General features: G+C 44.7%; 11 protein-coding genes. 2 read left to right on the forward strand and 9 right to left on the reverse strand.

Annotated features, from left to right (window positions below; all coding sequences use genetic code 11):
* Positions 1-155: 155 nt before the first annotated feature.
* The gene (locus ACWGXJ_RS01150; protein ID WP_254329876.1) at positions 156-674 is read left to right on the forward strand and encodes an RNA polymerase sigma factor; all 519 of its coding nucleotides are present in this window, start codon (positions 156-158) and stop codon (positions 672-674) included.
* Positions 658-2,274, forward strand: a complete 1,617-nt coding sequence (locus ACWGXJ_RS01155; protein WP_452565974.1) for a DUF4179 domain-containing protein — start codon at positions 658-660, stop codon at positions 2,272-2,274. Before ACWGXJ_RS01150 ends, ACWGXJ_RS01155 begins: the two co-directional genes overlap by 17 nt.
* Positions 2,275-2,400: 126 nt before the next feature.
* Here ACWGXJ_RS01155 and ACWGXJ_RS01160 read toward each other — a convergent pair whose 3' ends face one another.
* From ACWGXJ_RS01160 to ACWGXJ_RS01200, 9 genes are all read right to left on the reverse strand, one after another.
* Complete coding sequence (locus ACWGXJ_RS01160; RefSeq protein WP_452565975.1) at positions 2,401-5,445, reverse strand: glycoside hydrolase family 2 TIM barrel-domain containing protein; 3,045 nt, start codon at positions 5,443-5,445, stop codon at positions 2,401-2,403.
* A gap of 52 nt (positions 5,446-5,497) precedes the next feature.
* Positions 5,498-6,322, reverse strand: a complete 825-nt coding sequence (locus tag ACWGXJ_RS01165; RefSeq protein WP_069290830.1) for a carbohydrate ABC transporter permease — start codon at positions 6,320-6,322, stop codon at positions 5,498-5,500.
* A complete protein-coding gene (locus ACWGXJ_RS01170; RefSeq protein ID WP_069081021.1) occupies positions 6,319-7,215 on the reverse strand; it encodes a carbohydrate ABC transporter permease in 897 nt (298 codons plus the stop codon). The genes ACWGXJ_RS01165 and ACWGXJ_RS01170 overlap by 4 nt, the downstream gene beginning before the upstream one ends.
* 101 nt (positions 7,216-7,316) lie before the next feature.
* Complete coding sequence (locus ACWGXJ_RS01175; protein ID WP_069290831.1) at positions 7,317-8,606, reverse strand: ABC transporter substrate-binding protein; 1,290 nt, start codon at positions 8,604-8,606, stop codon at positions 7,317-7,319.
* A gap of 216 nt (positions 8,607-8,822) precedes the next feature.
* Positions 8,823-8,966 carry a hypothetical protein gene (locus ACWGXJ_RS01180; RefSeq protein ID WP_165179568.1) on the reverse strand — a complete coding sequence of 48 codons (144 nt, stop codon included), beginning with the start codon at positions 8,964-8,966 and terminating at the stop codon, positions 8,823-8,825.
* Positions 8,967-9,010: 44 nt separating this feature from the next.
* On the reverse strand, positions 9,011-10,825 hold the full coding sequence (locus ACWGXJ_RS01185; protein ID WP_452565976.1) for a cache domain-containing sensor histidine kinase: 1,815 nt from the start codon (positions 10,823-10,825) through the stop codon (positions 9,011-9,013).
* 38 nt (positions 10,826-10,863) lie between these two features.
* Positions 10,864-12,423 (reverse strand): response regulator transcription factor, encoded by a 1,560-nt coding sequence (locus ACWGXJ_RS01190; RefSeq protein WP_452565977.1) that lies wholly within the window; start codon positions 12,421-12,423, stop codon positions 10,864-10,866.
* A gap of 260 nt (positions 12,424-12,683) precedes the next feature.
* Positions 12,684-13,319, reverse strand: a complete 636-nt coding sequence (gene udk, locus ACWGXJ_RS01195; protein WP_013308305.1) for a uridine kinase — start codon at positions 13,317-13,319, stop codon at positions 12,684-12,686.
* A gap of 75 nt (positions 13,320-13,394) precedes the next feature.
* A complete protein-coding gene (locus tag ACWGXJ_RS01200) occupies positions 13,395-13,916 on the reverse strand; it encodes a ClbS/DfsB family four-helix bundle protein (protein ID WP_250267194.1) in 522 nt (173 codons plus the stop codon).
* Between the last annotated feature and the right edge of the window lie 348 nt (positions 13,917-14,264).

The raw sequence follows: 14,264 nt of genomic DNA on the forward strand, positions 1-14,264 counted from the left end.
TGTGGCACAGTAGGTTTGTTTTGCCCGAGTGTCGGGAATCGAACGATCAATAATAGGTGGTCCTATATAGGGCTGCCTTTTTTCGATGTAAATGAACGATTGTACTCCATTATTAGTCTTAATAGATGAGACCACGACAAGGGAGGTGCACGTATATGACTGATCGAGAGCTGTTTGAACTATATAAGGAGCAGATATATTATTTTTGTTATTATTTGATGCAAAATCAAGCAGATGCAGAAGATGTTTGCCAGGAAGTGTTTGTCAAAGCACTTTTGGCCGACAGGTCCAAAGTACAAGATCTCAAATCATGGATTTTGCGAATTGCTTCTAATGAGTGCAGTAATGTGCTTAGAAGGCGAAAAACTGGGCTGATGAAGGAAATACGAACTTTTTTATTGTCACGCCCTCATTCATTTAATCCGGTGGAAGAGAGCTTATATCATCAAGAAACGAAGACAGAGCTACACAAGCTATATAACAAGCTTCCAGATAAAATTCGTATGGTCGTGGTCCTTCGTTATGTAAACGAATTGACTATGCCGGAGATCTCTAGAGTTATGAATATACCCGAAGGAACAGCTAAATCTAGATTAAATCGGGGGCTTAAACTGCTAAAAAAAATGGTGATATCCCAAGTAAAGGAGATGAGTAGCAGTGAGTCGGTATTTTGAAAAAGAACAGAACATTCCTCAACCTGAATATGATGCAATGTGGGTAAATATAGAACAGGAAGCAACCAAACGAAAAGCAACTCTGCAACAGTCACAAGAAGCACCTATGCATAGAGCAAAAATTGTTCCAGCAGGTATCGTATTCTCATGTTTTCTGCTCGTTGCCATCCCTGTATTCGCTAGTGTGACCATCAATTGGGATAGAATAGGCGGACGGAGTGTAACCAATGCGCTAAATAACGGTATTGGCCAGCGGTATGATCTAAAATCATCCAATGCAGGCATTACAATGAATTTGAATGGTGTTGTAACGGATGGAGAAAAAATGAAAATGCTTATCTCTCTGGATCCAGGAACCGATCCAACCAGTTATATTGGGTTTGCTATAGAGAAAACTATGGTAACTAGCAATTCTGATACCAAGGAACAAGCACACGGATATTTAAATTACGATCCTAAAAGCCAGAAACTCCTTGGCATTTATGAAACTATTGATACTTTAAGGGATCGTAAAAAAGATTACACACTTGAGGCACAGAATCTTATTTTTTATCGTAGTCAGGATATTCCTTTAAAGACGGACCATCAAGCCGGGGATACCCTCGTTACCGGGACCAAGCAGTATCCTAACATTTATATAGAATCCGTTCGACAAACCAACAACAAGACTGTTGTCCGCTTTAGAGTTGCTGCAGCTCCATCCGATTTAGGACGTGGGAACCCGCATTTGGTAATGAAAGCGGGCGACAAAGAGATAGACGCAATCCCAACTATTCTACCTAGCGACAGCCCAGACTTGCATATTGAGCAGGTATTCAACATGACTGCACAAGATTGGAAAAAGGCAAACCTTCATTTTCGTTACATTGAGGAAGCAAAAAGAATTGAAGGTACTTGGAAGTTCGAATTTGAAGCGGATGGAAAAAAAGCAAGTGAAGCGATTTATTCCAAGAAGCTGCATAGCAGCGCTGAATTCCAAGAAAGTACAGGCGCTACCTTAGACCAACTAATTGTTACCCCCTTGGATATTGAAATTCTAGTAACAGAGCGTGATTCACTTAAAAAAGGAAATGTTCTTTATAAAACAGCTCAGTTGGTTATAGGTGATAAAAAAATTAACGGAGGATGGAATCTTAAAGGGGCTGGTCCTGAAAATTATCAACACTTATATCAATTTGAATCCCCAGAGTGGTATAAGGACTGGTCTGATGTTCCAATGAAACTTATATTGAAAGATGCTGTCATCCAGAAACGTGATACGTCTAAGAATTGGATCACTCTTCATAAACCTAAAGAAGAAAAACAGTTCGCTGAGCTTAATGCGGACGGTTATCAAATTGATTTCACATACTATACAGAGGGAAAAGATTTGATTGTCGAATCGAAATCCGGTTCCCCTGGCTTCAAAGGCGTCAACCAAACAACAATGCGAATTAACGGCAAAGAAGTAGTGCCTGAGATCATTGCGAAGGGTATGGTATCCACAGGAGTTAATGTTGACCGTTACAAAGACATTGAATTAGACGGAAAATTGGAACTAAATCCTGGCATCTACAAGTACAGCGATCCTGGACGTGATATTGAAGTTATATTGAAATAGATATGGCCATCGCTGCCTATTCTGCAGATACGTAAATACAAAAGCCCTTCCAGCTTTAGCTTCTCATGAGGGAAGCAGCGGAAGGGCTTTTGTTACATCTACTTGTCATACAGTGAGCGTGCTTATTTATACCCGTTGCACAGTAAACTCAAACTCCAGCTTTTGATCGGCTTTAATTTGGTATTCTTCATGTACGGGAGCTCCCCAGCTGTCGTCGCCGCCTACACCCATTTGCTTGCCAGCTACGGTGACAACGGTGTAATACACGTTGGGCAGCTCATACAGATGGTATGCACTTTCCAGCTCAAACGCTGTATACGGCGAAATATTGCATTCCACCGGTGCGGTAGCAGGTGCAGTAATGCGTATACCTCGCTGAGAATCGTCGGTAATATCGACACGGCGCACGCCTGTACGGTTGCCGGATTCCTGCGGTACAACATACCCGGATACGTTATCCGCAGCTTCGTTGTGGAATACGCCGAGTCTTGCGCCAAAGGCACGGTCGATGTAATTCTCTTCCGGTCCCATCGCGTACCAGTCCAGATGGCGATAGTCCGCCGGAACCTTGAACGAAAGGGCAAAGATCGGCAGGTTAGGTAGCCCTGATACACCTTCATAGGTCGATTTTACGTTCAGACTGCCATCCGCCAAGACGGTGTAGGCTACCGTTACCTGTACGTCTGCATGGATGCTCAGCGTGTAGCGGAATGTAACGGTTACATGGTCTGTTTGTTCTTCCGTAACCTCGATGCCCACACATTTACGTGTCAGACTTGCAGCGAACCAGCCAGCGGCTTCAAAGCCTAGTGCGGTTCCCCGATCATTGTCTGTGGTCGCCCGCCAGAACAATGGGGCAGGAGGGATGGCGATCATCTCACGTCCGGCGTAGCGAAGTGAAGTCAGGCTACCTGCCCCTTTGGAGAACATCATACTGAAATCTGCACCGTGAACGCCAATGTTAACATCGCCATGCACCACTCGTAAGGCGCCACCCGAAGGGATTTTCAGTGGATTTGGATCTTCCACGATGAAAATATGCTGTCCAAAGGCCACTTCGTGTCCAGCCTCAGCCCAGAGCGTCGCTTCCTTCAAAACCAGAGCGGTGTGAATAACGTACTCACCAGGCTTTCCATCCGTATTAGGGAACGTTAGTGGAATATAGGCTTCGGTCTGAGCCGCTACATCTACATGAATGGCATTACGTGCGATTTCTTGGCCTTCATGCAGCAGGCTATATACTAACTCATAGTCGCCTGTTCCCTCGAACAGGTTTTCATTGCGCAGGGTTACACCGCTGCGATCCGGGGTGAGCTTCAGATTTTGATACAGGAATTTGACCTCCTGCATCTTCGGCGAAACCTTCCGGTCTGCATAGACAATTCCGTCCGTACAGAAGCCATAGTCTGTAGCACGGTCGTCAAAGTCGCCGCCGATCGCGAGGTACTCGCGTCCGTAGCGATCTTTTTTCATAACAGCCTGATCAATATAATCCCAAATAAAACCGCCCTGATACAGCTCATATTTGTTCTCCAGCTCTGTATACTTGTGCATGCCGCCTACGGAATTACCCATTGCATGCATGTATTCGCAACTGATATACGGCTTTTGCGGATTGTCGTTCAGATATTGCTCGATATCTGCGGGTTTGGCGTACATCCGGCTCTCCATATCGCTGGTATCATCGTACGTACGGTTGTGAAACACGCCTTCGTAGTGCACCAAACGGCTCGGGTCGGTGGCTCGGAAATAGTTGGCGACATTGCGCAGCACTTCACCTGCATACGACTCATTGCCGCAGGACCAGATTAGAATGGATGCATGGTTTTTGTCCCGTTCCAGCATGGAAATGGCGCGATCCATGACGATATCCTGCCATTCAGGCAGATTAGCGGGAATATTCCACGAGGGCTCGACGGCGCCGAGTTTTTGCCAGGAACCGTGTGTTTCCAAGTTCATTTCATCAATTACATAGACTCCGTACTCATCGCATAGCTCATACCAAAGAGTCTGATTTGGATAATGAGAGGTGCGAACAGCGTTCATATTGTTCTGCTTGAGCGTCCGGATATCCCACAGCATATCTTCACGAGAAATCGCACGTCCGGTGCGAGCGTTAAATTCATGGCGGTTCACACCTTTAAAGACGATGCGTTTGCCGTTCAAATGCATGACCTTGTTGATCAGCTCAAATTTACGGAAGCCCATTTTTTGTGGAATGACTTCCACGAGCGATCCACTGGCATCATAAATTTGTATGAACAACGTGTATAAATAAGGTTTTTCTGCGCTCCAGCGCTGTACTTGCTCCAAGGTTACTGACAGCGAAGCTGTGCCATCAGTAAAGTCAGCTTTTAAAGAAGCTACAACATGGCCGGCAGCATCTTTCACATCGACAGTTGCATAGGCCGTTGCCGGCTTTTCCAAGGTCAATTTCAGTTCCAGAAGACCCTGCGTGTAGGAAGCATCTAGATCTGCCTTGGCATGCAGGTCACGTACGTGAACCGTAGGGATGGTATAGAGATATACGTCTCTGAAAATACCGGAAAAACGCCAAAAGTCTTGATCCTCTAGCCACGCTCCCGTACTTCTTTGATATACCTCTACTGCCAGCTTGTTTTCGCCTGTTTGCAAGAACGGTGTCAGTTCAAAATCAGACGGTGTAAAGCTGTCCTCGCTGTAACCGACAAATTGTCCGTTCAACCATACATAGAAAGCCGACTCGACGCCTTGGAAGGAAATGAACACAGGCTGCGCGTCGGAAGCCATATTTTCCGGCAAAACAAAGCTTTTGATATAGCTCCCGACCGGGTTGTGATCCTTCGGAATATGGGGTGGGCGAACGTCCGAATGTCCGTCCCACGGATACATCGTATTCACGTACTGCATTTGGCCAAAGCCTTGCGTCTGAATGTGACCCGGCACCTGAATATCGCTCCAGCCGCCATACTCAAAGCCAGGAGCATAGAACTCTACCGGACGGCTGGCTGGATTGGTTGCATAGTTAAACTTCCAGCTCCCATTCAGGCTATGGCGCCAAGCCATATCAGCTTGCAGCTCCGCTTCCTGAAGCGTAGCGTAATATTTGTGATCGGAATAGGCGGGCAGCCGATGTACAGCAAATTTGGTTACGTCGGTCAGCCAGTCCAGACTAGGGGTATGGATGGTCAAGGCGAACACTCCTTATTTTTAAAATGAAATGAAGAACATACACAGAAATCTGTTATTTTACCGAACCCACCATGCCCGCTACAAAGTGTTTCTGCATCAGGAAGAATACCAGTGCAGTCGGTAGTGTGGACAGGACAATGGCGATCATGATGACACCGTAATCCGGTGCATAGCTGGAGCCGAGGTTCGAGATCAACAGCGGAATCGTTTGATTCTCCGGCGTTTGCAGCACAATCAGAGGCCAGAGGTAGTTGTTCCAGCTGGACATGAATGTGATGATCGCGGCAGCGGCATAGGTTGTTTTCATCGTAGGCATATACACCCGGAAGAACAGACCCAGCTCGGATAATCCATCCATACGACCTGCTTCCAGTAGATCCTTTGGAAACATCTTGGTGCTTTGACGGAAAAAGAAGATCAGGAACGCCGTAGTTACGGTCGGAATGACGACAGAAGAGAGTGTATCAATACCGATCCACGGTATGACATTAGAAATGCTGCCGAACATCCGGTAGAGCGGGATCATGATCGCCGCAAACGGAATCATCATAGACATCAGCAGGATATTGAAGACAACGTCTTTCGCTTTACTTCTGTAAATTTCAAAGCCATAACCGGCCAGTGATGCGATTAGCATAGCCAGCAGCGTAGTTGAGATAGAGACTTTTGCAGAGTTACTTAGTGCGGTAACGATGTCTACTTTTTCAAGCAAATTGTGCATGTTATCCATCAGATGGGAGCCAGGCAGAAGCTTGCCTTTGGTCACATCGACCGACAGGTTCGTGGAGCTGGATATCATCCAGAGGAACGGGAAAATCGAAACGAACGACACAATGATCAGAAAGGCGTACGTAAATGCTCTTTTTGTTTTCATCATTTTTTCTCACCTGCCACTTTGAACTGGATAATCGACAAGATAATGATCATAATGACGATGGAATAAGATACGGTCGCCGCATAACCAAAGTCGGATGAATATTTGAAGGACAGGTTGTAAATATATTGCGAAATTGAAGATGTTGCGTTCCCTGGCCCACCCTTGGTAATATTCATAATTTCATCGAAGAGTTGAAGTGTACCAATCGTTGATGTAATCGAAGTGAACAGGATAATCGGCTTAAGCAGTGGAACCGTAATGCTGAAAAACTGTCGGATCGGGGAAGCTCCGTCAATACGGGCCGCTTCGTAGATAGAATTGTCGATGTTCTGAAGACCGGACAGGTAAAAGATCATATTATAACCAGTCCAGCGCCATGTGATCGCGATAATAATCGTAACCTTGGCCCAGAAAGGATCTGTAATCCATTGGATGGGCGTGCCAATCACGTGCAGATTCAGCAATAAGGAGTTTACCAGACCGTCGGACGAGAACAGGTACTTGAAGACAACCGAGTATGCTACAAGGGATGTGATACACGGCAAGAAGATAGCTGTGCGGAAAAAGCCCTTGAATTTCAGGTTTTTATCATTCAACAATACCGAAATGAACAGAGCCAGAATGACCATCAAAGGTACTTGGAAAATCAAATAGATAAACGTATTCTTCACGGCGGTTATAAACATTTTATCGGTGAACAATCGCTTGTAGTTATCAATGCCATTAAAGCTCAGATTAGACCCTGTACCTGTCTTAAAGGACAAGATAAGCGCCTGAATCATCGGATAGAAATAAAAAGCGGCAATCATGATCACTGCGATGGATATGAACAACCATCCTGTCATACCTGCTTTGAGACGTGTTGTAGTTATTTTGGGCGCGGCTGTCTTCATACCATGTCAACTCCCTGTGCAGCAATAAAACCTTGAACTCGCAAGCCCAAGGTTTTAAGTGCTTATCGTTTTATTGTTTAGCCTTGGCTAGATGGACTGTCTTATTTAAGCTGTGCTTCCGCCTGTCCTTGAGCATCTTTCAGAACTGCGTCTACATCTTTTCCGTTCAGATAGTTTTGAATTTCAACGGTCATGATATCCTCAATGGCATACGTGTGCAGGCCATAATTGACTTTTGGAACTTGTTTAGTCCATTCTGCAAATTTCTTGTATACTTTGTCCCCACCGAAGTACGGATCTTCTACGTCATAAGCTTTACCACTGGAAGCTGCGTTCAATGAACCAACAATTCCAATTTTGCTCAGCATATCTTGATACAGCTCTGGATCTGTTCCGAATGTCTCTTTCAGGAAATCAGCAGCGGTATCTTGACCGTCCGAGTTAAGAACATACCAGGAGCTGCCACCGAGGCTGGAAGCATTCACGGATTCAGGTATATTTTTCAGCTTAGGGAAAGGAACAACGGCCCATTTACCCGATTGCGAAGCTTCTGCTTTGATCGAAGGTGTAATCCAGTTACCTGTAGGTACGGAAGCAACTGCACCGCTGTTGAATGCGGCCAGGAACTGACTCCAGTCGGCATTCATTTTAACAATGTTAGCGTCGAACAAGGATTTGTACGTCAAGAGCGCTTCTTTCAGAGCTGGATTACCAGCCAGGTTTGGTGTTTTACCGTCTTCTTTCAGGTACCATGAACCTGCGGCTTGGATCATACCACGGATCAGACCGAGGTCATTCGGATCTTGAGTCAGCATTTCTTTGCCTGTTTTTTGTTTTACGGCTTTACCAATTTCAATAAATTTGTCCCAATCAATATTGGTCAGGTCTGCTACTTTGTAGCCGGCTTGTTCCAAATAATCCGTTCTTACATACAGTCCCATAACACCGGAGTCGAATGGAACACCGTATTGCTTGCCGTTGTAGCTAGTCGGTCCGATTTTATAATCAGCGAAGTCGGATGCTTTGATCGTGCTGCTCATATCATGGAAAGAATCGGGATAGGCTTGCAGGAAGTTCTGTGCCCGATAATCCTCAATCAGAACCACGTTCGGCAGTCCTTTGGTAGAACCAGAGTTAAGACCGGCATTCATTTTTTGTACGATATCGTTTTGAGCATATTCAACAATGTTTACGGTTACATCTGGATGTTTGGCAACGTAGCGATCTTTTGCCAGCTTCAGAGCTGCGATATTAAAGTTCGGGTCCCAAGCCCAGACGGTGATTTCTTTTTTACCTGAATCTGTGGTAGTAGCTACTTTCTCGGAATTGCTGGAGCACGCGGATAGCAAGATCAAGCTTGCAATCAGCAGAAGGAAAGTCATTTTTTTCATTTTGTTCAACCCCTACTCTTTTTTTATATGTTGCTTGCTAGTTCTAAATCTCTTGAATGAAAGCGGTTACCTTATTTATAAATCTAGTGTACCATCCATACTTTGTTGGCGTTAGGAATATCTTTATACGGATTGGTCTTATTATTATGATTTATCAAAAAAGGTACCGCTTACATTTGTATTTTGTTTTGGTTTAGGTACTTTTTTTAGGTTGAATTAAAGTTGTTCACGAAGCGCCACTGCGCGGCCGGATGGTGCTTCCCATCGCTGTTGTATCCAGATTTCTTTATTCAAATTATATAAGGTTGAAATCCGGATACAAAGGCGACCGCTACGCTTGTACAGCACCATTCCGCCCACTCCGTTCTTGTTCCACCTTCTTTGTTTAGTTCAGCCTATATTTTTTATGGGGTAGGAGGGGCGGGTTTTACGATCAATGGCAGGGTCATTCTTACTTTGGTGCCCTCGCCTTTTTTACTGGAGATGATCACGCCGTATTCTTCTCCATATAGAAGGGTAATGCGGTTGTGCACATTCTGGATGCCGATGCCTGTGAACAGTTGGCGCTTGCTCTTGGGATTCGGCAGTCCGTCCTGCGCCGTATGCCCGTCCAAATCCATACCGTCTCCATCATCGACTACCTCACAGATCAATGTATCCTCCGTTTTGGACACCAATATATAGATGTGGCCTACATTTTTTTCATTAAACGCATGGAAAAAAGAGTTTTCGATAAAAGGCTGAATGATGAGCTTGGGTACATGGTACTCCAGACAATCGGGTGATACAAAATAATTCACTTGTACCCGCTGCCCGTAGCGTACATGGTTAATGAACACATAATTTTGCATGTTGGCCATTTCCTGCTCGATGGTGATCGTTTCACTCACATTGCTGATTGTATTTTGCAGTAAGGAAATGAGTGCATTGATCGTCTCGGCGGCTGTTTCCTTGTTTCCTTTGAGCACCAGCATTTTGATCGAAGCCAGTGTATTGTACAGAAAATGCGGATTGATCTGCCGTTGTAGTGCAGCAAGCTCTGCGTTCCGTTGACCCTTTTGCGTCTCTAAAAGCTTACGGATATAGTCATTTAGTTCATCCAGCATGTAGTTGTAAGCATGACTTAATTGTCTAACCTCATAGCTGCCCGTTACCGGGATATAATTATCAAAATTCTTCTCGCGTATGGTCGACATTTGCTTCACCAGTCGAGTCAGCGAACGAATCAGTCGACGGGATATCAGAAAAACGATCACCAAAGCAATCAGTACGATGGCAATGCAGATCCATACAACGGATTTAACGTCTATAATTTGCCCAATGGCGGCTTGTCTGTCAATCATGTTCACCAGATAAAAATCAAATGAAGGGATATAGTTAGAAAGGAGGATACTCTCCTTATTCATCACATCCGCATTCATGTAGTTAAGTCCCTGTTCATTGATTTTTGTGGCATAGCCTAGCAGCTCACTGGAGCGTTGTCCGATCAGATCCTGGCGATTACTCGATACAATCAGTCCCGACTTGTCCAAAATAAGCACATCATTCCCGTTGCTCGTGAAATTGTTGTAGAAACGGCGAAATTCAGGCTCTCGGATAGCGATGTAGATCATGCCGTACAGGGTGCCGCTGGTCCGCTCCATAAATGGTTTGGAGGCGATGATATAGGGTGTTGGCTTTTGCGGGGTACTATTCATTTGTTGCTGCAACAATTCAGTATCCAATTGATACATAAGCTGTGCCGGTCGTGCTACACTTCGGGCTGTAATAGCACTGCTTTTAAGCTCTTCCGCAGTTACAGGCCAATAGGACGAGTCGGAGTAAAAGCTCCGGCCATTCAGACCTGTTACAGCGACACCGACATCATAGGCATCGACGTTCGATTTAATTTGCTTCATTTGCTGTGCCATTCCGAAGTAAATCCTCGCCGAGTTAATCGAGTCAGATTGACCGCCAGTCAGATAGTTCTTGACCGTTCCATTTTCCGAAGCATGGGTTACGGCATTCACGATAGAATCATTGAAGGATTCAAAGCTGGATTGAATCTGGCTGAGTACCTTGGCATTTGTAATACTGAATGTCTCAGCAAAAAGTCGTTCAGACATCCGAATCGTCACCAAAGAGGTCAGCAAGGACACCGCAGTGATGCTGACCACCATAACAATAAAGATTTTGAAGAACAGACCTTGATATTTGATCTTATGGATATATCTTTTCATATTCAATCTCTTTTCTACTGGCAGATGTGGCTTACTCTCTAATAGAGATGCTCCCGGCGGTACTGACTGGGCGAGCAACCCTTCACTTTTTTGAACACTTTGGTAAAATAGCTGGGGTCCGAATAGCCTACCGTGCTGCTAATATCCGAAATGGACATCGTCCCCGACCGTAGTAACTCCGCGGCTTTTTCAACCCTAATTTTGTTGAGATACTCGCTAAAACCTTCTGTATGGTGTGCCGTAAAATAACTGGACAAGTAGGAAGGGTTAAAGTGAAAATATTGTCCAAGTGTCGTCAAATTGAGCGTTTCAGCATGATGCTCCTCAATATACTCCAGCAGTTTTTTCATGCTTGCACTACTTCCTTGCTGTGTTTTAGCCATGATCTGTCTGTTCGCTTCCTCCAAAAAAGTCTCCAGAAGGCGCACGGCTTCATGTACATGAGGGGCATCATTAATTGTTTTGAAATAGGAATATTTCGCCGCATCCAGCTCCTTCATATCATACCCCTGATTCCCGAGCAAAATCGTAATGTTGAACACGATATTTCCGAGAAGCGATTTGAATTCAAAAGCGGTAGAGGTATAGTTACCGGACATGGCGGCTACATAGGATCTCAAATCCTGAAAAGCTGTATCAAAATGCTCCCGCTTCATCTCTTCTGTAAACTGTTTTAAGTTGAACGAGCTGTTCACCTGTACAGGCGGAGGGAGTTCGTCTTCTATTAGCAGCGCTGTTTCTGGGAAATAAAAGCGGTAACTCAGCAGTTTTGGCAGTTCATCCTGATAGACGTCACTAATCTGATTGAAGTCATCAAATAAATGGCTAACTGCCCAGCCTGTTTGTGGATCGACTCGCTTTGTCTCCTGAGCAACTTCCCTAACCGTAGCCATCCAGGCGTTCACTTCCCGTGGATCAAGATTGGCTAAAAACACAGCCGCATAGACATCAGATGGCAGTTGTCGCAGTACGATGTACTCACAGGCAGAGGATACTCGATCCGTAAGCTTGGAAAATAGGTCCGAGGCAGAGATGGAGCGCCCTTTATCCTGCTGTGCCAGCTGTTCTATACCTATGAGTGCAAAACGGGCATAAGGAAATGCTTGCTTCAGCAGCTCGGCGTCATAGTCCATGCTATACCCGGAGATCAGCTTTTCGATCACATGATCTATCGTAATTTGACTATTCCCTGCATCTGCCTGATATTGAATGGATGGAATTTTGCGAGCGGTTCTCTGGAGCACCTGGAGCAGCTCATCCGTGTCTAGCTTGGGCTTTAAAATATAGTCAGCAACCCCTTGCTGAAAGGTGGATCGCACGTAATTAAACTCGCCGTAACTGCTAAGTACAATGACTTCGATATCTGGATAGTTCTGTCTGACTATGCGCGTCAGCTCCTCGCCATCCATGATCGGCATTACGATATCTGTAATGACTATATGAGGGCGCAAGGTTTCAATTAGCTCCAATGCTTCTTTACCGTTAGAAGCTTCACCTACAATTCGAAATCCATACTGTTCCCACGACAAGTGGTGTTTGATCCCCTGCCGTACCAATATCTCATCATCCACAATCAAAATGTTGCATAGCTCATTCATGGCAGCACTCTCCGTAATTATACCTATTCGAGGATTTTGCAAAAATCCTAATTCAAAAAAGACCTCCATCACGTGGACGTCATATCATCTGAGGCACATATTTGACAACGCTTCCAACTTAACTTAAATCTAAAGCATTTAATCTTTACATGCTAACATAAACTACACGGGGATTCCAAAAAAATTTAGTCCAAATGGCATATAAAACAACAAAAAAGGCAGCCGAGAAAATCTCGACAGCCTAAATAACCGGGATTACCTTATACAGTACCCCATGTCCGATCTCCCGCCAAATATTTTTCAGTCAAAATAGACAGCAGTTGAATACCAACCTCATTGTGTCCTCCCTCAGGAAGGATCAGGTCAGCGTATTTCTTGGAAGGCTCAATAAATGCCTCATGCATCGGCTTAACCGTAGTCAAATAGTGATCGTGGATCGAATGGATGGTGCGGCCGCGTTCCTCAATATCGCGAAGAACCCGACGGAGAATGCGCACATCAGGGTCAGTATCCACAAATACTTTGATGTCAAGCAAGCTGCGGAGCTTTTCGTCTGACAGTACGTGCAGACCTTCCAACATAACGATGTGATTTGGCAGAAGCTCTACCGTCTCGTCCGTGGAGCGTGCATGAACCGTAAAGTCATACACTGGCGCTTGTGTCGCTTGTCCTTTTTTCAGACATTGGAGATGCTCAATAAGCAATTCGTTGTCAAAGGCAAACGGATGATCATAATTGACCAAAGCACGTTCATCATAACTCAGATGTGAATGGTCTTTATAATAGTTATCTTGAGATATGAAAGTCACTTTATTAGATCCCAGACGCTCAACGACGGCGCGTGCTACCGTCGATTTACCGGAACCTGTACCGCCGGCAATACCAATAATAAGCATGGCGTTTCACTTACCCTTCCCTAAATGTATCCCGATACAACTCAAGTATTGTAGCACAATGCACACTTTTTTTCATCACTGTTGAACTTTGTATTTCTTCCATTTCCGTATCTTGGCTCTGAATGTTTTAAACGGTGCCACCGAGTTGATGTGAATCCATCTTGCCATGGGCCATTTCGGATTAGTCCCTGTCCAGTCGTGAACGCCCTGAGTGAAGAGCTCTTCATGACTAAGTGTGTCGATCCAATCCAGCCACTTTTGCTCAGCCAACTTGAACATATCGCGTAATTCACGTAAAGATTGGTGGGAGTAGGTCTTGTAAAATGATTGATATAGTTCACCTAGTCTATTCCACTTATAATTGGGGGCGGGCATGATCACGGTTTTTCCTTCCCGTTCGTCCCTGTCCCATGTCATGACAAGATGAAGCCATCCGAGCTGGTAGGCGATCATTTCTGCAGGTGTTTTATCTACTTCAGGGATACGAATATCCTTTTGGCTCTCGTCGATCTCCTGGAACTCACCGTCAAATCGTAAGTAGGAGGCATGAATGGCTTCCTTTAACTCTGATTTGGAGGCGTATTCGTAACTGGACATCTCATCGCTCCTTTAAATGATATGGATGATACTCACCCCTTTATATGTACCATTCCCAATATGACAACCGTATGTCTTATTCAAAAATAAAAAAATATCGTTTTTTGTGATTTTATGAAACAGCAGTTGGTGTGTTCACGAAAAAGGATGCAAAATTAATAGAGAAATTAAGACAAAAGATAAGTAATTAGACATATTTTAATATTTATTTAAGTGTCTATAATTATTGGAGTATAGCGCTTAGGGCCCTCATTGGTGTTGGAATATTATTCCCTTCATCAGTACGTTATATACCGTTGGGCATGTCATGTCCGATAAACGGTGCAACCTTTGCTTTAGTATTCATGA

It is taken from the genome of Paenibacillus sp. S33 (assembly GCF_053615415.1).